Below are 19,556 nucleotides of genomic sequence, written 5' to 3'. Positions count from 1 at the left end.
ACCGGAGCGACGGAAGGTCAAAACGATGAATGCAATGAACCAAGACCTGATCAACAACACGTTCGGCAATCAGCCGCCGGCGCCGGTGTTCGATCAGATCAAGATCTCGATCGCGAGCCCCGAGCAGATCCGCTCGTGGAGCTTCGGCGAGATCAAGAAGCCTGAGACCATCAACTACCGTACGTTCAAGCCGGAACGCGACGGCCTCTTCTGTGCGCGCATCTTTGGTCCGATCAAGGATTACGAGTGCCTGTGCGGCAAGTACAAGCGGATGAAGTACAAGGACATCATCTGCGAAAAGTGCGGCGTGCAAGTGACGTTGCAGCGCGTGCGCCGTGAGCGCATGGGCCACATCGAGCTTGCGGCGCCGGTCGCGCACATCTGGTTCCTGAAGTCGCTGCCGAGCCGCATCGCGCTGATGCTCGACATGGCGCTGAAGGACATCGAGCGCGTGCTGTACTTCGAACAGTACATCGTGCTCGAGCCTGGCCTGACGCCGCTCGAAGCCAAGCAATTGCTGACCGAAGAAGACTATATCCGCGCGCAAGACGAATACGGCGAAGACAGCTTCACCGCGTCGATCGGCGCCGAAGCCGTGCGCGAATTGCTGATGGCGCTCAACCTCGAAAAAGAGGCGGAGCAGCTGCGCAAGGAAATTGCTGAGTCCACTTCGGAACTGAAGCCGAAGAAGCTGGCGAAGCGTCTGAAGCTGGTGGAAGCGTTCATTCGTTCGGGCAACAAGCCGGAATGGATGATCCTGACGGTCGTGCCGGTGATCCCGCCGGAACTGCGTCCGCTGGTGCCGCTCGATGGCGGCCGCTTCGCGACGTCGGATCTGAACGACCTCTACCGCCGCGTCATCAACCGCAACAATCGTCTGAAGCGTCTGATGGAGCTCCGCGCGCCGGACATCATCATTCGCAACGAAAAGCGGATGCTGCAGGAAGCTGTCGACGCGCTGTTCGACAACGGCCGCCGCGGCCGCGTCATCACGGGCGCCAACAAACGGCCCCTAAAGTCGCTCGCCGACATGTTGAAGGGCAAGCAAGGCCGCTTCCGCCAGAACTTGCTCGGCAAGCGCGTCGACTATTCTGGCCGTTCGGTCATCGTCGTCGGTCCGGATCTGAAGCTGCATCAGTGCGGCCTGCCGAAGAAGATGGCGCTCGAGCTGTTCAAGCCGTTCATTTACGCGCGCCTCGACATCAAGGGTCTGTCGGGCACCGTGAAGCAATCGCGCCGCATGGTGGAAAAGGAGCGTCCCGAAGTTTGGGACGTGCTCGAAGAAGTCATCCGCGAGCACCCGGTTCTGCTGAACCGCGCGCCGACGCTTCACCGCTTGGGCATCCAAGCGTTCGAGCCGAAGCTGATTGAAGGCAAGGCGATCCAGCTGCATCCGCTGGTTTGCGCCGCGTTCAACGCTGACTTCGACGGCGACCAAATGGCCGTGCACGTCCCGCTGTCGCTCGAAGCGCAGCTGGAAGCGCGCGTGCTGATGATGAGCACGAACAACATCCTCTCGCCGGCGAACGGCAAGGCGATCATCGTGCCGTCGCAGGATATCGTTCTGGGTCTCTATTATCTGTCGACCGTGAAGGATGGCGAGCCGGGCGAAGGCAAGGTGTTCGGCACGATCGGTGAAATCGAGTCCGCGCTGGAAGCCGGCGTTGTCACGCTGCACAGCAAGATCAAAGCGCGCTTTGAAACGGTCGACGCCGACAACAAGCCGCTGCGTCTGACCATCGACACCACGCCGGGCCGGATGAAGCTTGGGGAACTGCTGCCGCGTCACCCGAAGATCAGCCACAAGCTGCTCGATCAGACCATGACCAAGAAGGAAGTCGGCAACCTGATCGATCAGGTTTACCGTTTCTGCGGTCAAAAGGCGACGGTGATCTTCGCCGATCGCATCATGCAGCTCGGCTTCAAGGAAGCGGCCAAGGCCGGCATCTCGTTCGGTATGGCCGACATGGTTGTGCCGAAGGCGAAGGAAACGCTGGTCGAAGAAACCCGCAAGCGCGCGGCTGAGTACGAGAAGCAATACGCGGATGGTCTCATTACGCGTGGCGAGAAGTACAACAAGGTTGTCGACGCTTGGTCGAAGTGCACCGACAAAGTCGCTGACGCGATGATGGAAGAAGCGTCCAAGCCGGCCAAACTCAAGGATGGCCGCCTGGGCGAACTCAACTCCGTCTTCATGATGGCGCACTCGGGCGCACGTGGTTCGAAGAACCAGATGAAGCAGCTCGCCGGCATGCGCGGCCTGATGGCCAAGCCGTCGGGTGAAATCATCGAGACTCCGATCATCTCGAACTTCAAGGAAGGCCTTTCGGTTCTCGAATACTTCAACTCGACCCACGGCGCCCGTAAGGGCCTCGCGGATACGGCGCTGAAGACCGCGAACTCGGGCTATCTGACGCGCCGCCTGGTCGATGTCGCGCAGGATTGCATCATCACGGAAGAAGACTGCGGCACGCAGGACGGCATCCAGATGGTGCCGGTGATCGACGGCGCCGACATCGTCGTTTCGCTCGGCACCCGCATCCTCGGCCGCACCGCGGCGGTGGACGTGGTTGATCCGGGCAACGGCAAGATCGTGGCGCCCGGCGGCTCGTTCCTCGACGAAGATACTGTCGTCGCGATTGAGAAGGCCGGCGTGCAAGCCGTGAAGGTGCGTTCGGTGCTGACGTGCGAAACCCGCACGGGCGTCTGCGGCGCTTGCTATGGCCGCGACCTCGCGCGCAACACGCAGGTCAATATCGGCGAAGCGGTCGGCGTCATCGCGGCGCAATCGATCGGTGAACCTGGCACGCAGCTCACCATGCGCACGTTCCACATCGGCGGCGCGGCGCAGGTCGCCGAGCAATCGGTGATGGAATCGGCGCACGACGGTTCGATCCGCTTCGTGAACCGCAACACCGTGAAGAACGCCGCTGGCGAACTCATCGTCATGAGCCGCGGCATGCAAGCCGTGGTGGTCGACGAAGAAGGCAAGGAGCGTCAAAGCTTCAAGCTGTCGTTCGGCGCGCGTCTGCGGGTTGACGAAAAGTCGAAGATCAAGCGCGGCGACCGGATTTCTGAATGGGATCCCTACGCTACGCCGATCCTCACCGAAACGGCCGGCAAGGCGAAATTCGAAGACGTCGTCGATGGAATTTCGGCGCGCGATGAGTTCGACGAAGCCACCGGCATCTCGTCGAAGGTGATCATCGACTGGCGCTCGACCGCGCGCGGCGGCGATCTGAAGCCAGCGATCTCGGTGTTTAACGCCAAAGGCGTCGTGGTGAAAACCTACGCGCTCCCGGTCGGCGCCATTCTCTCGATCACCGACGGCGATGACGTTACGCCTGGCCAAGACCTCGCACGTATGCCGACGGGCGGCGCCAAAACCCGTGACATCACCGGCGGTCTGCCGCGCGTGGCGGAACTGTTCGAAGCCCGTCGTCCGAAGGATCACGCCATCATCTCGGAAAGCGATGGCCGCGTGGAGTTCGGCAAGGACTACAAGAACAAGCGCCGTCTGCGTGTCGTGTCGGAAGACGAAAGCCTCGAGCCGTTCGAGTACATGATCCCGAAGGGCAAGCACATTCCGGTGCAAGAAGGCGACTTCGTGAAGAAGGGCGATTACCTGCTCGACGGCAACCCCGCGCCGCAGGACATCCTCTCCATCTTGGGCGTCGAAGCGCTGGCGAATTACCTCGTTGAGGAAATTCAGAAGGTCTATCGCCTGCAAGGCGTGCCCATCAACGACAAGCACATCGAGGTGATCGTTCGCCAGATGCTGCAGAAGGTCGAGATCATGGAATCCGGCGACACCGAATTCCTGAAGGGCGAAGCCGTCGAAGCGTTGGATCTCGAGGACGAGAACAAGCGCGTCGTCGAACTTGGTCTGACGGGTGCGACGGCTCAGCCGATGCTGCTCGGCATCACCAAGGCCTCGCTGCAGACGCGTTCGTTCATCTCGGCCGCGTCGTTCCAGGAAACCACGCGCGTACTCACCGAAGCCGCTTCGTACGGCAAGTCGGACACGCTCGAGGGCTTGAAGGAAAACGTGATCGTCGGGCGTCTGATCCCGGCGGGCACGGGCGGCCAATTGCGCCGCTACCAGAAACTCGCCGCCGAGCGCGACGAGCAACTGGCGATCGAACGCGCGGAAGACGCAGCTCGCCTGCGTCAGCCGGAAGCGGCCGAGTAAGGCAGAGGAAACGTCCAAGAAAAAAAAACGAAAACGGCCCGGGAGCAATCCCGGGCCGTTTAACTTTGTGCGCCGTACTAACCGCCACCTGGAATCTGCGGACCCATGGGCTGATCGGGCGGCGGCGGGCGGCCGGTGGCGGCGCCGAATTGGTAGGTGAGGGCAAAGCGGAGTCGCGCGCCCGGGCTCTGGGTTTCGCTGCGCTCGAAATAGTTCGGCGTGAGCGTTTCCTGGATTTGATCCTGGCTTGAGAAGATGTCCTGCACCGCGATGACGCCGAACAGTTGCGGCGTCAGCCGACGGCGCCAGGTGGCGTTGGCGACGATGAATTCGTCGAAGTCGCTCTGCAGCGTGTGGCGCGGGCCTTGGAAGCGGACTTCGAGTTGCACTTGGTCGGCGCCGATCTCAACCTGATCTTCGTCGCTATAATCGATCTGGGCGACGCCGTCGTACTCGAACTCGCTGCGCGACGAGAGCGTCGCGCCATTCAACACGTCGAACTCGCGGTTAAGCACATTGGCGGTGAGCGAGTAGCGCCAGTTGTCGCCAATCGGCCCACGCAGGATGGCTTGCAGGCCGCGTTGTTCGCTTTCGCCGGCGTTGACGGGCCGCTGGACGATGATGCCGTCCGGGTTCACTTCTACGAATGGTGAGAAGACGTCCGTCGTGATGCGGTCGTAGAAGGTGAGGCCGAAGCTTGCGCCGTTGCGCTGGAACGTGAGGTTGGCTTCGTAGGCGTCGGTGATCGCAGGTTCGAGGTCCGGGTTGCCGCTCAGCGCGCGATCAACGTCAATGAAGCGCAGCGATGGATCGAGCTGCTGGAAGCCGGGGCGCTGGATGCGCTGGGTGTAGCTGACGTCGAGTTCGACCGATGACCCGAGGCTGCGGCGGATGTGAAGGCTCGGGAAGATCCGTTCGTCCGTGGTGTCGCTCTCGATTCCGCCGGAGACCACCTCGCGGCGGTAGCTCTCGCCGCGTACGCCGGGCAGCCAGGTCCAATCGCCGGTGCGGAATTGGAAGGTGCCGTAGAGCGCCGCCGTCTGTTGCACGCCTTCGAGCAGGGCGTCGAAATCCGGAATTGCCGGCGGGCCAGCCACCGTCTCGCGCGTGTTTTCGATGTCCTGCTCGGCGGTGTCGAACGCGGCGCCGAAGGTGAGGAAGCGCTCTTCGCCGACGGGTTGCTCGAAGTCGAGCTTGGAATTGGTGATGACCGACTCGGTCTCGAAGTTCGCGAGGAAGTGCTGCACGGGGCCGCCATCGGGTTCGATGGTGATGTCTTGGCCCGAGCTGAACGTAATACGCTGCAGCACGCTGTTGAACTTCACCGACTGACGCGGCTGTTCGCCGGTTTGCTGCGCGTCGAAAATGAGCTGGCGGTTGTCGAAATCATTGTCCACCAGCGTGAGCTGATCGGACAGTGGCCCGCCGCTATCGCTGGTGGAGGTCGCGCGTTCGATTTCGTTGTCGGCGCTGACACCGTCGAGCGCTACGCTGACGCGGCGGCGCGGATCGATCTGATAGCCGACTTGCAGCCGGCTCGCGTAGAAGCCGCTGTAATCGATATTCTGTGCGCCTTCTTCGACGGTGGTATTCGCCGGGGCGAAGATTTCGCGGGTGCGCAGGAAATGGCTGTTTTGCGTGCCGCCAAAGGCGCCGATGCTGCCGCTGATCGACCACGGCCCCTTCGACCACGTCGGCGAGAACCCGGCGTGGTAGGAGTCCAATGTGTCGTAGCTGGCTTGCACCGTGCCGCTGAATCCGGTGTCGAAGCGCTGGCGCGTGATGATGTTGATGATGCCGCCTGACGCCGCGGCGGAGTATTGTGCGGACGGGTTGGTGATGACCTCGATGCGCTCGACCGAGGCGCCGGTAATGCCGCGCAGAACTTGTTCGAGGTTTTGCCCCGGCACCGGCTGGCCGTTGATCTGAATTGTGACGTTGTCGGCGCCGAGGAGCGTCACCGCGCCCGAGGGCGCCACGCTGACCGCGGGCACTTTGCCCAGCACTTCGAACATGTCCGTGCTTTGGGCGGCGGGATCGTCGCGCAACGTGTAGGTGCGGCGATCGATGCGGACCTGGTCGCCAGGTTCGGCGAGGACGACGATATCGTCGGACTCATCGATCTCTTCCTCCGCCGCTTCAGGCGGCGCGGCCGGCTGCGGCTGCGGCGTTTGTTGCGCGTGTGCAAGGCCCGCCGCGCTAAGCGCGAGCGATGCCGTCGCGAGCCATGTCAGGCGTCGTCCGATCCCCATGAGGGGAACTGATCGGCGCGTTCGGTTACGGCGGCAATAACAGCTCTGCGAAGCGGCTGCGTCGCGCGGCGAACGTCAGTCGAAGATGCCAAAATAAGCCGAAACCGCGGCGACGGCGCCCCTCGGCCCCGGCAAAAACGGCGTTTTGCCACGGCTTTCCTGCATTGAATCGTGAATTGCCCTAAGGTCCGGCTCGTGCGAATCGAGCGAGATCATGAGCAACGTTTCTGAAGCCCTGAAGCGCGTAAAACCGTCGGCCACAATGGCCATGAGCGCCAAGGCGCGCGCGCTGAAAGCCGCGGGCCGCGACTGCATTGCGCTTTCGCAAGGCGAGCCGGATTTCGACACGCCGGACAACATCAAGGCGGCCGCGATCAAGGCGATCCAAGACGGCAAAACCAAATACACCGATGTCGATGGCATTCCGGAACTGAAGGACGCCATCGTCGGCAAGTTCAAGCGCGAGAACGGGCTCGAGTATAAGCGCACGCAGATCAACGTCTCGCCCGGCGGCAAGCCGGTGATCTTCAACGCGTGGAAAGCCACGCTCAATCCTGGCGACGAAGTCGTGATCCCGGCGCCGTATTGGGTGAGCTATCCCGACATGGCGCTGATGTGCGGCGGCACGCCGGTGGTCGTCGATACGACGCTGGAGGATAGCTTCAAGGTGCGGCCCGACGCGCTGCGCAAAGCGATGACGGCGAAGACGAAGTGGGTGCTGCTGAACTCGCCGTCTAACCCGTCGGGCGCGGCCTACACCGCGGCGGAGCTTAAAGCGATCGCGGCGGTGCTGCTCGATTTCCCGAACGTGCTCATAATCACCGACGATATGTACGAGCATCTGACTTACGGCGAATTCGAGTTTACGACGATCGCACAAGTCGAGCCGCGTTTGTACGACCGTACGCTGACGATGAACGGCGTGTCGAAAGCGTACTCAATGACGGGCTGGCGCATCGGTTACGCCGGTGGGCCGGAATGGCTGATCAAGGCGATGTCGAACGTGATGGGGCAGACGACGTCGAACCCATGCTCGATCTCGCAATGGGCTGCGGTCGAAGCGCTAAACGGCACGCAGGACTTCATTCCGAAGAACAAGAAGCTGTTTCAGGGCCGGCGCGATCTGGTCGTGTCGATGCTGAACCAGGCGCAGGGCCTGAAGTGTCCGACGCCAGAGGGCGCGTTTTACGTGTACCCGTCGTGCGCTGGGCTGATCGGAAAGAAAGCGCCGAACGGCAAGGTGATCGAGAACGATGAAGCGTTTGCGATTGAGCTGCTGGAAGCGGAGGGCGTGGCGCTCGTGCACGGCGGCGCGTTCGGGCTCTCGCCAAACTTCCGCATTTCGTACGCGACAGCGACGGAGTGTCTGGAAGACGCGTGCCAGCGCATCCAGCGCTTCTGCGGCAGCTTGAGCTAGGCCGTCTGATAATCCGGCGGAAGCGGGCCGGCGCGCACCTGCTTCACTTCATCTTCCACTTGAAAGCGCAGCACGGCGCGGGCTTGCAGGCGGTCGATCAGCGCGTCGCCCATGGCGGCGGCGGGGGTGTAGATGCCGCCGGGTGTGGTGGAGCGGGGCGTGTCGTTCAAGCAGAGTGCGGCTTCGCTGATCATCTTGGACGTACAGCCGTAGCCCGGATCTTTCTCGCCATAGACGCTGGTGCGGATCGAGCGGCCGTCCGGTGTTTTGCCGACGAACAGCACGTCGAACATACCGTTCTCGCGCTCTTCTTTCGATGGGCCTTGGCCGGGCTTCGGCAGCGCGAATTGCTTCAGCAACGCGCGCGTCGGCGCAAAACCCAACAATGTGCGCTGCATGTTGGATGACTTCACCGCGGCGTTGGCGCGTTTTTCGCCGTCGTCGCCTTCGCCGGTCATCATCATTTCGTCGTAGGTGAAATTGCGGCCATAGGCATAGTTGGTCAGCGCATTGGTGCGGTGTACGTTCTTGGTGTTGATCGTCGCCATGATGAACGGCGCCGACCAGGTCGGGATATCCGCGTCATTCACGGCGCCTTCGCCGGAGGGTTGCGGCACGAGTTGCTCGGGCGAAAGCGCAAAGGGATCGAGCATCTGTTCGCCGATTCTAGGATCGCGGCGCACGGCTTCGAAGGTGGCGAGCATCGACGCCATGGTGCCGCCGGACGCGCCGCCCTTCATCTTGCGCACGCGGCCGCGCACGTGTTGCGCCGGTTGGCCGAAGCGTTCGCGCGCTTTGCCTTGCAAATACCAAACGCCGCAATCGAACGGGATCGAGTCAAAGCCGCCGGAGAACACGATGCGCGAGCCGGTTTGCTTGGCCTGCGTTTCGTACTTGGCGATCATCGCCGCCATCCAGTTCGGCTCGCCGCAGAGATCGATGTAGTCAACGCCGGCTTTCACGCACGCGCCGAGCAGACCTTCGCCGTAGAGCTGATAGGGGCCGACGGTGGTGATGATGACGCGAGCGCGATTGGCCAGGGCGTCGAGTTCGCCGCTCGCGACCGTGATCAGCGGCAGATCCATCGGTGCGCCGAGTTCTATGCTGACGGCTTTGAGCTTTTCGCGGTCGCGGCCTGCCATGGCCCAGCGTACCTCACCGCCAACGCCGTACGTCTTCAGCAGATAGTCGGCGACCAAGCGGCCCGTGAAGCCGGTCGCGCCATAGACGATGACGTCGAATTCCTGTGCGCTCATGCGCGTCCTCCCGCGTGAGCCGCATTAGCACAGCCGTTTCACCCACGCACCCATTCCCCGGGCTCGGCGCTAGCCGAGAACCGGGGACCCATGAACACCGGCGGGTTCAAGGCAAGTACGGCTCACAGACGCGCTTCTCGCGGCTCGCTCCGTGTTCATGGGTCCCCGGTTCGATGCTGCGCATCGCCCGGGGAATGGGTGGAGGTTGGGTCGCATGTTACGAGCTGTCGGCGTGCTGTAGTCATTCGCGCACAACATGCCGCCTCTCGCCATCGCCGCCGCGCTGACATCCGCGCTCATTCACGCCAGCTGGAATGCGGCGTTGAAGGGCGGGCGCGGGGATCGGATCGCCGATGCGTTTCTGATTGCGGTCGGCGGCATGCTGACATGGGGCGTGGTTGCGCTGCTGTTGCCGCCTCCCGTTGCGGCAGCGTGGCCGTATCTGATCGCCTCGGTGCTGATCCATCTGGTTTATTGGTACACGCTGTTCAGCGCCTACGACGCCGGCGACATGAGCCACATCTACACGCTGTCGCGCGGTTCGGCGCCGATGCTGGTGGCGTTCGGCGCGGCGATCACGGCGCACGAGATTCCGCCCGTGGTAAAGATGATCGGCGTGGCTTTGGTGTCGGTCGGCGTGCTGCTGGTGGGCTTTAGTCCGCGCGCGCCGCTGAAGGCGACGCTGTGGGCGCTGAGCATTGGCGTTTGCATCGCCGCGTACTCGCTGATCGACGCGTTGGGCGCGCGCGCTGGCGGCGATGCGCTGATCTATGTGGCGTGGACCTCCGGGATCATGGGCGTGCCGATGATCGCGTTCGCGTTCTGGCGGCGCGGGCGGCAGCTCTTGAAGGATGCGGCCGTGCAGCCGTTGAAGGGCATTTTCATCGGCGTGATTTCGTTCGCCGGCTACGGTCTGGTGCTGTGGGCGCAGACGTTTGCGCCGATCGCGCAGGTGACGGCGTTGCGGGAGACGTCCGTGGTGTTCGGCGCGATCATCGCGTTTCTCTTCCTGCGCGAGCATCTAGGGTCGCGGCGGTGGCTGGGCGCGGTCGTGGTGGCCGCTGGCGCTGGCCTGATCGCGTTTGCCTGAGTAGAAGGGCCACGATGGCCGATCTCCAGATTATCCGCATCGAGGACGCCAAGGCGCTGGTGCGCGTCGGCGTGCCGGAGCCCGAGCGTGCGAACCCGCAGGAAGTACGGATTTCCGTGACGATGGCGCTGGCCAATCCGCCGGCTTATCCGGAGCACGATCGGATTGGCGCGACGGTGGACTACGACCGTATCTTGCACTTCATCCGCGATGACCTGGGCGCGCCCGCGCATTTGATCGAAACGCTGGCCGACCGCGTCGCGGGGCATTGCTTGTCGCTGAGCGAGCGGGCGCGCTGGGTTGAGGTGACGGTGAAAAAGCCGTCGGTGCTTTCTGGCGATGGCTTGGTGTCGGTCTCAATCCGGCGCGAGCGTTAGTCGAACATCACATCGCGCGCTGACGGCACGAGATGCTGGCCGCCGTCCACGGCAATCGTCGCGCCGGTGACGGCCTCGGCGCTGGCGAGATAGGCGCAGGCGTCAGCCACATCCTCCGGCGTGGCGCCGCGCTTCAACAGATTGGCGTCGTGCACGCGCTGGAAGTTTTCAGCTGTTTGATCGCCGCTCGGCAGCATCAGCCCCGGCAACACGCAATTCACCCGCACCCGCGGCGCCAGCGCCATGGCGAGCGTTGAAGTGGCGTTGGCGAGGCCGAGCTTGGAGAGGGTGTAGGACAGGAAGTCCGGGTTCGGGTTGATGACTTTTTGATCGCCAATGCTGGTGACAAAGCCGCGCGCATTGGCGGGGAGTGCGGAAGCAAGACGTCGCGCGAGATACACCGGTGCAATCAGATTCAAGCGCAACTGCGCGGCTGCGGCGTCATAAGCGAACGAAGCGATGTCATCGGGCGTGAAGCTCGCGGCGCTGTTGATCAGACCAAGCCAATCGCCCCGTGCGGCGAGGGCATCGCAAAGTGCGCTTGCTTCGCCTTCGTCTGAGAGGTTGGCTTGAACTACATCGGCCTTGCCGCCGTTCGCGCGAATCTCGGCTGCGAGCTTGTCGGCGCCGTCGCGTGACTCGTGGCAATGCAGCGCGACTGCCCAGCCATCGCGCGCCAAACGCGCCGCGATCGCGCTACCCACGCGCTTGCCGGCGCCGGTGACGAGAACACAGCCGCGCGTCATGCGCCGAAGTCCGTGCGTGCAACGTCGTATTCCAACCCGACGCCGGCCATCTCTGGAAAGATATCGCGCTTCAGGATCGAGAGCTGCGTGCGCGCGGCGGGCGTGAGTGCGAAGCATGCGGTGAGGATATCGCGCGCGAGTGTTTCAAGGCGCTCAGTGTGCGGGCGGCTTTCCAAGTCTTTCAGGAAATCGCGCAGCGGGTCGTAATCGACATAGCCGCCGAGACGGCCAGTGTAGTCGGCGAAGGCGAACGTCAGCGTGATGTCGAGCGTGAGCCGCTGCGCTTCACCCTTCTCCCAGGCGTGCTCGCCGATGCGCACGTTGAGATCGATGCCGCGCATGGCGATTGAGACCGTGGAGGGCGCGTCGGCGGACATGGGGATTGGCTAAGTGCTGTGGTTACAGAGCGCAAGCACGGAGCGTGACCACCGTCACGGCAATAGGGCTAACGGCCGATTAGGTTCTATGTATCGGATCGATGGTGATCCGAGAGCCAAACGGAGCCACCAATGACCAAGTTTTATGCCCTCGTCGCCGCTCTGGCAGTGTTCGCCCCGGCCGCGTTCGCCACGCTGAACCAAGCTGCGCAAATCGTCTCGTAAGGCGCTTTAGCCCGAGATCCCAAGCCCACGAAAGGGCGCAAGAAACAGGCAGAGCGCTATGAAAATCGAGAACTGCTGAAGGGCTCCGGATGACCGGAGCCCTTTTTGCTGCGCGCTTCAGATCGTCCCTTTTGTCCTCGCCGCGTCTCCAGATCACTAGGAGAAGTGTCGCAACAGCGGTCACCATCGAACAGACGGCTGAAATTACTTCGATAATTTCGATCATCCAGATCACTCTGCGTCTTCCGTGATGATGACGATGCCGATGAGGGCGGCACTTAGGCCGTATTCAAACATGTTCTTGATTTGTTCTAACGTAGGACTATACTCCTAGCCGCCATGACCAAGGACCCTCTGAGCGGCAGGGGCGCGCGCACCAATGCGAGCGGCCGGTACGAGCGCTTTGCCCGCGAAGCCTTCGATGACGGCTGGTCCGAGGAGGAGCTGCAGCCGTTCGAGACGATCGTCACGCCGGAGCTGGCGAAGTCGATCATCTCCACCAACACCAGCCCCGACATCTCGTTCGATCAGTCGATCAACCCGTATCGGGGCTGCGAGCACGGCTGCATCTATTGCTACGCGCGGCCGAACCACGCCTACGTGGGTTTGTCGCCGGGCTTGGATTTCGAGACCAAGCTGTTCGTGAAGGCGAACGCGGCAGAGTTGTTGGAGAAGGAATTCTCCAAGCCGAGCTACAAGCCGAAGACCATCATGCTGGGCGGCGTCACCGACATCTATCAGCCGATTGAGCGCGGATATGGCGTCACCCGCGCGTTGCTTGAAGTGATGGAGAGGTGGCGTCACCCGGTGGCGCTGATCACCAAAAGCCAACTCGTGGTGCGCGACATCGATATTCTGGCGCGTTTGGCGGAACGCGGGTTGGCGAAAGCGGCGATCTCGGTCACGACTTTGGAGCGTCGTATTTCGCGCGTGATGGAGCCGCGCGCGGCAGCGCCGCACCGGCGCATCGAGACGATACGCATGTTGGCGCAAGCCGGTGTGCCGACGACGGTGATGGTCGCGCCGATTGTGCCGGCGATCAACGATCGGGAGATCGAAGCGATTCTGGAAGAATGCGCGAAGGCGGGCGCGACGTCGGCCGGCTATGTGGTGTTGCGGCTGCCGCTGGAGATCAAGGATCTGTTCCGCGAATGGCTGAGCAAGCACTTCCCGGATCGCAAGACGCGGGTGATGACTTTGGTGCGCGGGATGCGTAACGGGCTGGATTACGATCCCGAATGGGGCAAGCGACAGAAAGGCGAAGGGCCGTACGCACAGCTGATCGCCGATCGGTTTGCGAAAGCGTCACGGCGTTTGGGCTTGGACAAGCCGCGCCTGGCGCTGGATCACACGCAATTCCGCCGGCCGCTCGAAACGAACGGGCAGCCAGATTTGTTTGATGGCGGCAGTCGGCAATCGGCAGTCGGCAATCGCGAAAAACAAGCCGATGTGCGATACGAAAGCAACCGCACGCCTAGTGCTGGCATGGTTCGTGAGTCAGATCAGTAGTCTATCAGGGGGATGGTATGGAGGTCTTGCAAGCATATCGCGACTTACGAGTTTGGCGTGAGGCCATGACGCTCGCGGAGATGTGTTATGGTCTCACCAGAGATTTTCCCCGCGACGAGCTGTATGGATTAACCTCACAAACGCGCCGTGCCTCGGTTTCGATCGCGGCAAACATCGCGGAGGGATACGGGCGAGAAAGCACAGGCTCGTATATTCAGTTTTTGCGGATCGCCCAGGGTTCATGCAAAGAGCTTGAAACTCACGTGATGCTTTCGGAGCGTGTCCTCGGCGTTGATGGCGCGAAGGTGCTGGAACAGTCCGAGACCGTTGGAAAGATGCTCCGTGGCCTTATCAAGTCACTTCAGGAGTAGCGATTGCCGATTGCCGATTGCCGACTGCCGGGCGGAGCCGAATGATGTCGCGCGGACCAAGCAAGCACGCCTTAGCGTTTATCTTTCTCACCATCCTGATCGACACGATCGGGTTCGGCATCGTCATGCCGGTGATGCCGCAGCTGTTGGTGGAGATCACCGGGCAGTCGCTTTCGGATGTGACGATCCTCGCCGGCTTCCTCTTAACGACATACGCGGTGCTGCAATTCGTGTGCGGTCCGATCCTGGGCAATCTCAGCGATCGGTTCGGACGCAGGCCGGTATTGCTGTTTTCGCTGGCCGCGTTCGCGCTCGATTACATGCTGATGGGTTTCGCGCCGACGGTGGCGTTGCTGTTCATCGGGCGCGCCATCGCGGGCATTGCGGGCGCCGTGTACTCGCCGTCGATGGCCTACATCGCCGACGTCACGCCGCCGGAGAAGCGTGCGCAGAGCTTCGGCTTGATCGGCGCGGCGTTTGGGATCGGTTTCATCGTCGGCCCGACCATTGGCGGCTTCCTGGGCGAGCTTGGCCCACGTGCTCCATTCTTCGCGGCGGCGGCGCTGGGCGCGCTCAACTTCTTATACGGCCTGTTTGTGCTGCCGGAGAGTTTGCCGAAGGAGCGGCGGCGCGCCTTTGATTGGAAGCGCGCCAATGTGATCGGCACGTTCACAGCATTTAGCAAATTCCCGGCGATCCTCGCCATCGCGGGCGCGGTGTTCCTATGGCAGCTGGCGCACCAGGTTTACCCGAGCACGTGGTCGTTCTTTGCCAAGATCAATCTCAACTGGTCGGAGTTCGAGATCGGGTTGTCGCTCGGGTTCGTCGGCGTGTGCATGATTTTCACGCAGGGCTATTTGGTTGGCCGCGTGGTGCCGAAGATCGGCGAATATCGCGCGGCGATCATCGGCGTCATGTCTGGCACGGCGAGCATGCTGATGCTGGCGTTCGCGACGACGACGTCGTGGGTTTACATCGCTCTGGCTGCGGGTGCGGTGCAGGGGCTCGCCTATCCCGCGATGAACGCGATAATGTCGAAGCAGGCGCCGCCGGATCAACAGGGTGAGCTACAGGGCGGCGTCGCCAGCATGATGAGCCTCACGACCATCATCGGGCCGTTGCTGCTGACGCAAACGCTCGGCCATTTCTCGCGCGCCGACGCGCAAATCTACTTTCCAGGCGCGGTGTTCCTGCTTTCCGGTGGATTGGCCATCCTGTCGCTGATCATCTTTCTTCGCGTTGGCGCCCGTCAGCCCGCTTCCGCGTTGCCCGAGGCAGGCGGGGCGAGCTAAGGTCGCCTCCGACCCCAGGGAGACGCCAGATGCGCACAGACAACCAGCGCCGTTCCGACAATTTCGAAGATCGCGGCCGTGGCGGTGGCGGTGCAGTCGGCGGCGGCCTGGCGGCGGGCGCGTTGTTCGCGATCCTGCGCCGGATCGGCCTGCGCGGCATCCTGATCGTGGGCCTCGTGCTCGCGGGCATTTGGTTCTTCGCGCCCGCCAACATCAAGGAAATGGTCTTCGGCGCACTGCTTGGCGGCGTGCCGGGCCAAAGCCAGTCCACCAGCGGCGAAGGCAGCGTGTGCGAAGCTGAAGCGCAAGCCTGCGATTTCTCGCGCGCGGTGCTGGGCTCAACCGAAGATGTGTGGAGCGCGCAGTTTAGCCAGAACCGGCTGCCGAACTATAGCGTGCAGGCCGGCAGCTATCGCGCGCCGACGCTCGTAGTGTTCTCGGGCGGCGTCGCCACCGGTTGCGGCAACGCGACTGCGGACGTCGGACCGTTCTACTGCCCGGCCGACACCAATCTCTACATTGATCCGAGCTTCTATCAGGTCATGCAGAGCCGGCTAAACGCGCCGGGGGATTTCGCGCAGGCTTACGTGATCGCGCACGAAGTCGGTCACCACGTGCAGAATTTGATCGGCGCGACGCAGCGCTCGGTTTCCGGTGAAAACCAGAATCAGACGTCCGTGCGTGTCGAACTACAGGCCGATTGCCTTGCCGGGGTGTGGGGCCATACCGCGCGCGCATCTTTGGCGATCGACGAAGCCGATCTGCGTGAAGCACTGAACGCCGCGCACGCGATCGGCGACGATACGCTGGGCGCCAACGCTGGCCAGTACACGCACGGCACGAGCGCGCAGCGCATGCGCTGGTTCCGGCGCGGGTTTGATAGCGGCGATGCGCGCCAGTGCGATACGTTCGCGGTGAGCCAAGCTCAGCTCTGAGTAGGTGTCAGGTGCCGGGTATCAGGTGTCAGAATGGCTGACGGGCGCGTCGGCGTAGCGACTTCGGTTTGGGACATGATCGTGTTCCAGAAGGCCTACGCCGCAGCGCTCGAAATCCACCGAATTGCGCAAACGTTTCCGAAGCACGAGCAGTATGAGTTGGCTAGCCAACTCCGCCGTTCGAGCAAGTCCATTTGCGCCAACTTGGCGGAAGGGCGAGCAAGACAACAGGGCTCAACGGCTGAATTCAGAAGGTTCGCGTTGATCGCTCTCGGAAGCACCGATGAATCCGCGTTGTGGTGCAGATTCGCCAAGGATTTGGGATATCTCACCGAGGATCAATTTCAGAAGCTCAGCGGGCAGTACGTTGAGATAGCGAAGATGCTCAACGGCCTCATTGCCAAGCTAAAGTGATACCTGACACCCGATACCTGACACCTGTCACGCCTCCCAGCCCGCCGCCTGATCGATCAGGAACTGCCGGAAAGCCGCGATGCGCTTGGAGCGCTTCAGGTCGCTTGGGTAGATGAAATAGACTTCGAAGCTCGGACCCGGCAAGTCGGGCAGCACTTTCACCAGCGTCGGATTTTCGCGCGCCATGTAGTCGGGCACGCTGGCGATGCCGAAGCCGGACTCCACCGCGCGCAGCATGCCGTAAACGTTGTTGATCTCCAGAAGCGGCGTACGCGGCTTGGCATCTTCGCGGCCGGCGCGTTGCGCCCAATCCAGTTCGCGCATCGGCGTCGGCACGCCGGCCTGGTAGGCGATGATGCGGTGATGATCGAGGTCCTCGACCTTCTTCGGCGTGCCGTGGCGTTGCAGGTAGCTCGCCGACGCGTAGAGGCTGACGTGCACTTCCAGGAGCTTGCGCTGGATCAGGTCGGCGTGCGTCGCGGCCCAGAGGCGGATTGCGCACTCGGCTTCAAGCTTCAAGAGATCGTACTCGCGGTCGTCGAGCATGATCTTGAGCCGCGTCTCGGGATAGGTGTCGGCGAAGTTGCCGAGGCGCGGCGCCAGCCAAGTCGAGCCAAATGCAACGGGCGCCGTCACCGTCAGGTCGCCGATGACCTTTTCGCGTGCGTCTTTCAACGTCGATTCGGCGATGATCGCGGCGCCGGCCATTTCCCGCGTGAACTCCCGGAGCGCCATGCCGGGGCCGGTCAGCAGCAGCCCGCGCGCGTGACGCTGGAACAGCGGCACGCCCATGTCGTTTTCCAGCGCAGCAATCTGGCGGCTCACTGAGGACTGGCTGACGCCAAGTTTCTCCGCCGCCGCCGTCAGGCTGCCGGTCTCGGCGGCGAAGTGAAAAGTTTTGAGTTTGTCCCAGTCCATCACCACGACGCCCCGCAGGCGCCCATTTGGCGTCCTCGCGCGTTGCAATATTGCATAGCTCCGCGGGCGGGTCGATAGAGGAAGCGTTTCCAGGGATTCTCATGTTCGACGGCTTCCAGGACATCGCCCACATCCCGCTGCTCACGATCGGGGACTCGGTCGTGACCGTGGGCGGGCTCGGAGCGGCAATCGCGCTGACGACTTTGTTCATGCTCGGCGCCTGGCTAATCGGCAACGCGCTGAAGCGCGTGCGGATGCGGCTGCGCGAAGGCACCGGCGCGCTCTACCTGTTCGAGAAGCTGCTGAGCTACGGCTTGGTGCTGTTCGGAATCTTCGCCGGTCTCTCAACGCTCGGGCTCAACCTGTCCTCGATCGCCGTGTTCGCCGGCGGCCTTGGCATCGGCTTGGGGCTCGGCCTGCAGGGCGTGGTGAAGGAATTCGTCTCCGGCCTGGTGCTGATCTTCGACCGGGCCATTCACATCGGCGACTACGTCGAGATGCAGGACGGCACGCGCGGCATTGTGCAGGAGATTGGCCCGCGCGCGACACGCATCCGCAACAACGACAATGTCTATCTGCTGGTGCCGAATTCGAAGCTGATCGAAAACACCGTGATTAACTGGACGCTGAAGGGCGAGACGCGGCGTATCCACGTGCCATTCCAAGTCGCTATTGGAACGGACAAAGAGAAGGTGCGCGCGGCGGTGATCGAAGCGGCGCGCGACGTGCCGTTCACGCTGCCCGATACAGATCAGCATCGCACGCAAGTTTGGCTCGTCGGCTACGGCGATAGCGCGCTTAACTTCGAGCTCATCGTGTGGCCGACGCTTGAAGCCGTGAAGCGGCCAAAGGCGATGAACGCCGCTTACACGTGGGCGATCGACGACGCGCTGTGCAAGTCCGGCATCGAGATTCCGTATCCGCAACGCGACATCCGCTTGCGGGCCTTCTTCGGCGAAGAAGGCGAGGACGCGCTGCAGGCGCTCAATATGGAACGCGTCCAACACGCGCCGAGTATTCCCGCGCCCGCGACGATCAACGATGCGGCCGATGAAGTGTCGCGCCCGGAAGCGCCGGAAGAAACACAGGCCGATGACGTGGAAGCGCGTCGCGCCGAACGTTAGGCCGCTGCGCCGGCTTTCGTTCGGGCGTGATCGAGTTCTTGGACGGCGAGGAATTTCTCGGCTTCCAGCGCGGCCATGCAGCCGAGGCCTGCGGCGGTGACAGCTTGGCGGTAGGTGTCGTCGGCGACGTCACCGGCGGCGTAGACGCCGGGGATGTTGGTTTCGGTCGTGCCGGGTTTGACGTTGATGTAGCCGTTGTCGCGCATTTCGACTTGGCCTTTGAAAATCTCCGTCGCCGGCGAATGGCCGATGGCGATGAACACGCCATCGAGCTTGCGCTCTTCGCGCTGGCCGGTTTTCACGTTGCGGATGACGATGCCGGTAACGCTCTTTGGGTCTTCCGTGCCTTCGATGTCTTCGAGCACATTGTCCCAAATCACTTCGATCGATGGGTGATTGAAGAGCCGCTCCTGGAGGATCTTTTCTGCTTTGAAGCTGTCGCGGCGGTGGATCACCGTGACCTTGCGCGCGAGGTGAGCGAGGTAAAGCGCTTCTTCGACGGCGCTGTTGCCGCCGCCGATTACAGCGACGTCCTTACCGCGATAGAAAAAGCCGTCGCACGTCGCACAGGCGCTAACACCATGTCCGCCGAAATGCTGCTCCTTGGGCAAGCCCAGCCATTTCGCTTGCGCCCCGGTGGCGATGATAACCGAGTCAGCGAGATAGACTTGGCCGCTGTCGCCCGTGAGCTTGAACGGACGCTGGCCAAGTTCGGCTTTGACAATGATGTCGTCGACCAGTTCGGTGCCGACGTGCTTCGCTTGCGCGCGCATCTGCTCCATCAGCCACGGGCCTTGGATCACGTCGGCGAAACCCGGATAGTTCTCGACGTCGGTGGTGATGGTGAGCTGGCCGCCGGGCTGGAGGCCCGCGATCAGCATCGGCTTGCGCATCGCTCGCGCGGCGTAGATGGCGGCGGTGTAGCCGGCCGGGCCGGAGCCGATGATGATAATGGGCGCGTGGCGGGCGACGGGTTCGGTCATGGACTGGCCTTGCAGGGATTCGCGTTTGCCCAATATGGCGGCGCTGCCGCTGGTTCGAAAGGCGCGCTGGCGGGGTGC

At 62.6% G+C, this 19,556-nt stretch carries 16 protein-coding genes; 10 read left to right on the top strand and 6 right to left on the bottom strand.

The window, feature by feature from the left end; translation table 11 throughout:
• The first annotated feature begins 34 nt into the window (after positions 1-34).
• Positions 35-4,192 carry a DNA-directed RNA polymerase subunit beta' gene (gene rpoC, locus DSM104635_RS15655; RefSeq protein WP_158767107.1) on the top strand — a complete coding sequence of 1,386 codons (4,158 nt, stop codon included), beginning with the start codon at positions 35-37 and terminating at the stop codon, positions 4,190-4,192.
• A gap of 77 nt (positions 4,193-4,269) precedes the next feature.
• On the opposite strand, the gene DSM104635_RS15650 is transcribed toward rpoC, so the two are convergent.
• A complete protein-coding gene (locus DSM104635_RS15650) occupies positions 4,270-6,444 on the bottom strand; it encodes a TonB-dependent receptor plug domain-containing protein (RefSeq protein WP_158767106.1) in 2,175 nt (724 codons plus the stop codon).
• 214 nt (positions 6,445-6,658) lie between these two features.
• Here DSM104635_RS15650 and DSM104635_RS15645 point away from each other — a divergent pair, with 214 nt between their 5' ends.
• Positions 6,659-7,861 (top strand): pyridoxal phosphate-dependent aminotransferase, encoded by a 1,203-nt coding sequence (locus tag DSM104635_RS15645; RefSeq protein WP_158767105.1) that lies wholly within the window; start codon positions 6,659-6,661, stop codon positions 7,859-7,861.
• Here DSM104635_RS15645 and DSM104635_RS15640 read toward each other — a convergent pair.
• Complete coding sequence (locus DSM104635_RS15640; protein ID WP_158767104.1) at positions 7,858-9,117, bottom strand: saccharopine dehydrogenase family protein; 1,260 nt, start codon at positions 9,115-9,117, stop codon at positions 7,858-7,860. The genes DSM104635_RS15645 and DSM104635_RS15640 overlap by 4 nt on opposite strands.
• A 256-nt stretch (positions 9,118-9,373) precedes the next feature.
• Between DSM104635_RS15640 and DSM104635_RS15635 the strand changes: the two genes are divergently transcribed.
• Complete coding sequence (locus DSM104635_RS15635; protein WP_158767103.1) at positions 9,374-10,207, top strand: EamA family transporter; 834 nt, start codon at positions 9,374-9,376, stop codon at positions 10,205-10,207.
• A 14-nt stretch (positions 10,208-10,221) separates the two neighbouring features.
• Complete coding sequence (locus DSM104635_RS15630; protein WP_158767102.1) at positions 10,222-10,584, top strand: dihydroneopterin aldolase; 363 nt, start codon at positions 10,222-10,224, stop codon at positions 10,582-10,584.
• On the opposite strand, the gene DSM104635_RS15625 is transcribed toward DSM104635_RS15630, so the two are convergent.
• Together DSM104635_RS15625 and DSM104635_RS15620 are read right to left on the bottom strand one after the other, a co-directional pair.
• Positions 10,581-11,330: an SDR family oxidoreductase gene (locus tag DSM104635_RS15625; RefSeq protein WP_158767101.1), complete on the bottom strand. Its 750-nt coding sequence runs from the start codon at positions 11,328-11,330 to the stop codon at positions 10,581-10,583. The two genes, DSM104635_RS15630 and DSM104635_RS15625, sit on opposite strands and share 4 nt — an antisense overlap.
• The gene (locus tag DSM104635_RS15620) at positions 11,327-11,707 is read right to left on the bottom strand and encodes a dihydroneopterin aldolase (protein ID WP_158767100.1); all 381 of its coding nucleotides are present in this window, start codon (positions 11,705-11,707) and stop codon (positions 11,327-11,329) included. The genes DSM104635_RS15625 and DSM104635_RS15620 overlap by 4 nt, the downstream gene beginning before the upstream one ends.
• Positions 11,708-12,271: 564 nt before the next feature.
• Between DSM104635_RS15620 and DSM104635_RS15615 the strand changes: the two genes are divergently transcribed.
• The 5 genes from DSM104635_RS15615 to DSM104635_RS15595 all read left to right on the top strand — a co-directional run bounded on the left by DSM104635_RS15615 (position 12,272) and on the right by DSM104635_RS15595 (position 16,453).
• A complete protein-coding gene (locus DSM104635_RS15615) occupies positions 12,272-13,441 on the top strand; it encodes a PA0069 family radical SAM protein (protein ID WP_158767099.1) in 1,170 nt (389 codons plus the stop codon).
• A gap of 65 nt (positions 13,442-13,506) precedes the next feature.
• The gene (locus DSM104635_RS15610; RefSeq protein ID WP_407703494.1) at positions 13,507-13,812 is read left to right on the top strand and encodes a four helix bundle protein; all 306 of its coding nucleotides are present in this window, start codon (positions 13,507-13,509) and stop codon (positions 13,810-13,812) included.
• A gap of 44 nt (positions 13,813-13,856) precedes the next feature.
• On the top strand, positions 13,857-15,104 hold the full coding sequence (locus tag DSM104635_RS15605) for a TCR/Tet family MFS transporter (RefSeq protein WP_158767097.1): 1,248 nt from the start codon (positions 13,857-13,859) through the stop codon (positions 15,102-15,104).
• Between the two features lie 29 nt (positions 15,105-15,133).
• Positions 15,134-16,039 carry a KPN_02809 family neutral zinc metallopeptidase gene (ypfJ, locus tag DSM104635_RS15600; RefSeq protein ID WP_158767096.1) on the top strand — a complete coding sequence of 302 codons (906 nt, stop codon included), beginning with the start codon at positions 15,134-15,136 and terminating at the stop codon, positions 16,037-16,039.
• Between the two features lie 33 nt (positions 16,040-16,072).
• The gene (locus DSM104635_RS15595) at positions 16,073-16,453 is read left to right on the top strand and encodes a four helix bundle protein (RefSeq protein ID WP_158767095.1); all 381 of its coding nucleotides are present in this window, start codon (positions 16,073-16,075) and stop codon (positions 16,451-16,453) included.
• Between the two features lie 27 nt (positions 16,454-16,480).
• Here the strand turns inward: DSM104635_RS15595 and DSM104635_RS15590 are convergent, their stop codons facing one another.
• Positions 16,481-17,371, bottom strand: a complete 891-nt coding sequence (locus DSM104635_RS15590) for a LysR family transcriptional regulator (RefSeq protein WP_158767094.1) — start codon at positions 17,369-17,371, stop codon at positions 16,481-16,483.
• A 101-nt stretch (positions 17,372-17,472) separates the two neighbouring features.
• Here DSM104635_RS15590 and DSM104635_RS15585 point away from each other — a divergent pair, with 101 nt between their 5' ends.
• Positions 17,473-18,495 (top strand): mechanosensitive ion channel family protein, encoded by a 1,023-nt coding sequence (locus tag DSM104635_RS15585; RefSeq protein ID WP_158767093.1) that lies wholly within the window; start codon positions 17,473-17,475, stop codon positions 18,493-18,495.
• Here the strand turns inward: DSM104635_RS15585 and trxB are convergent.
• Entirely contained in the window at positions 18,492-19,478 is a 987-nt protein-coding gene (gene trxB / locus DSM104635_RS15580) for a thioredoxin-disulfide reductase (protein ID WP_158767092.1), read from the bottom strand. The genes DSM104635_RS15585 and trxB overlap by 4 nt on opposite strands.
• Positions 19,479-19,556 lie beyond the last annotated feature (78 nt).

Source organism: Terricaulis silvestris (genome assembly GCF_009792355.1).
Taxonomy (GTDB): domain Bacteria; phylum Pseudomonadota; class Alphaproteobacteria; order Caulobacterales; family Aquidulcibacteraceae; genus Vitreimonas; species Vitreimonas silvestris.
Note: the sequence above shows the minus strand (reverse complement) of the source record. Positions and strands in the feature narration are given on the sequence as shown.